This is a genomic window from Cryptocyanus atlanticus LEGE 06306, from assembly GCF_056633155.1.
In genome coordinates, this window is record NZ_JBSJOZ010000038.1 from 1 (window position 1) to 2,019 (window position 2,019).

2 protein-coding genes are annotated in these 2,019 nt (G+C 54.0%); both read right to left on the minus strand.

All coding sequences use genetic code 11. From position 1 onward, the window contains the following. Nucleotides 1–202: 202 nt before the first annotated feature. The gene (locus ACWJI7_RS14170) at nt 203–790 is read right to left on the minus strand and encodes a pyroglutamyl-peptidase I family protein (protein ID WP_479938861.1); all 588 of its coding nucleotides are present in this window, start codon (nt 788–790) and stop codon (nt 203–205) included. Nucleotides 791–1,371: 581 nt separating this feature from the next. Then, nucleotides 1,372–1,878: a GNAT family N-acetyltransferase gene (locus ACWJI7_RS14175; protein WP_479938863.1), complete on the minus strand. Its 507-nt coding sequence runs from the start codon at nt 1,876–1,878 to the stop codon at nt 1,372–1,374. Between the last annotated feature and the right edge of the window lie 141 nt (nt 1,879–2,019).

The window sequence follows — 2,019 nt, forward strand, 5'->3', positions numbered from 1 at the left end:
CCCAGGGTTAACGATGACAGGGGCCCAGGATGTCCAATAAAAGGCACCCACCTCAATCCGGAGGAGCGTTGCTGTAACCCTGGAGATCAATGTTCATGCTTGAGTAGGGAACGCCGTGATGGCACTATTGCCAGATTGATCGGATCGGATCATTGATGTCATTCTGGTTAGCAACCACGGCGGCTACGGCTGCTCTCAATCCTTAGATTTGCGTGTCTAACGACATGCTGGGCATACCGAGGTTTGCTTCTTGTGCTGCTGTTTCAGGAAGTGAGGGAAGGTGGATCCAGCACGCTCTGATGGGGAGATTGTGCTGTGCGATAGGGTGAAGCACTCCATACATGAGTAGGTTGCAGCCAAAAGTTCCTGCGGTGTCAGATAGATCGCTTGGAGCGCCACTGCAACGCATGGCCTTCACGATGGCTCGCTTCGGAAGCGTTGAATAATAGGTGGCCGGCCCGCCTTCAACAACAGCCACATCCTGCGGATGTGAGCCTGATGCGGCGCTCTTCCCATAGCGAGTCGCGTCAAACAGGTTCTGGGCAAGTCGCTCAACTGTGACCATGCTACGTCCACAGAACTCCCCCAGCTTAATCTCACAGTCTAGCGAGATCCTATTGATCTCGCTAGTGACCAAGCCAAGCATCTCATCGAAGCTGCTGGGTGCAATGACTGAGCTTATGGATGCTCCGGCTACGGGTGCTCCATCCAATGATTCAGCCACCCCCTTGGAAGGATTGGCTGAACTCCCGGCCCAATCGCCAAAGCTGGATACAAGAACTCTTTGCATACTCTCTTGCTCCGGACACCGCTGCTTTGGAGTTGCTGCAAATGATAGGGCAAGGCGGCTCCAGTGATCGCATCAGATTGTTTAATCTAGGTGGTGATGAATTGAGAGTGCAGCAAAATATTCGAGGGAATGCTCCTCGCAACCTTTTCCAGTAGCCTCCAAGGTATCCAGATGATTTAATTCCTGGGCTTTCCGCAGGGCCTGCCGTAGGCATGCCAACAGCGCTTCCATGGTGTGTTCTTGCGCATTGGCTCCGGGTACATCTTCCGCCCAGCCCTGCCACGTAGGGCTAACCTAACGGATCACAGCTGTGAAGGCAGTGGTCATTGGCCTTTGTTGGAAAAACCGCCATGAATTGTTTCTACGCCAGCTGCCAGATGCACGGTCTTGACCAGGACAAGTGTTAGGCATATGAGTACTCGGACCGCTCAACACTATCCAGCGTGTGGGCTGAGCTTCGAACATCTTCAGAAAGGTAACCGCTTTCAGCTATCCCCTAAAGCCTTCGAACGCTGTGCTTCACCTGCAAGTGCTTGTTTCAGGTGCAAGCGCATGTTAGACGACGAACCGCACACCTCCAACTAAGTGTTTGGTTCAGCGGCCGCCGGAGCAATCAGACGGTAACAGACGAAGCGCTCGCCTTCGACAAACGTGTCGCCATCGAGGCGAAACCCTAGCCGCCGCATGCCGGCTACCCGAGTTCGACTCGGCGGCAGCAGTGCCATGACGGAGTCCAGCCCGAGTTCTCCAAATGCGTAGTCAATGATTCTCTGAAAGAGAACTCTTCCGGCACCCCAATGATTTGAATGCAAGACTATTCCGATGTCTGCATCCTTTCCTTCAGGCTGAAGACCGCCCCATCCAAGGAAAACATCGTCTAGGATGAATGCCCAGGGACCGTAGCCGGCAACCTCCCATATTCGCGCCTTGGCAGCCACGAACTTCGCACACTCCGACTCCCCGAATCGACCTCGCGCGAGCGGCAGGTGCCTGCGCACTAGGGGATCGTTCATCAACTCGATGATGTCCCTTGGATCAACTTCACTTAGTCGTTTAAACGCGATCGCGTCGTAGTAATTGATAGCCATGAGATCAGACTTTCGTCCCACCATTTCAGTTGCTTCACCGTATAACGCCGCAAGAAGAGGCGCGCGTTAGCGTGTCCTTCTTGCTTTCTGAGGTGGGTGCCTTTTATTGGACATCCTGGGCCCCTGTCATCGTTAACCCTG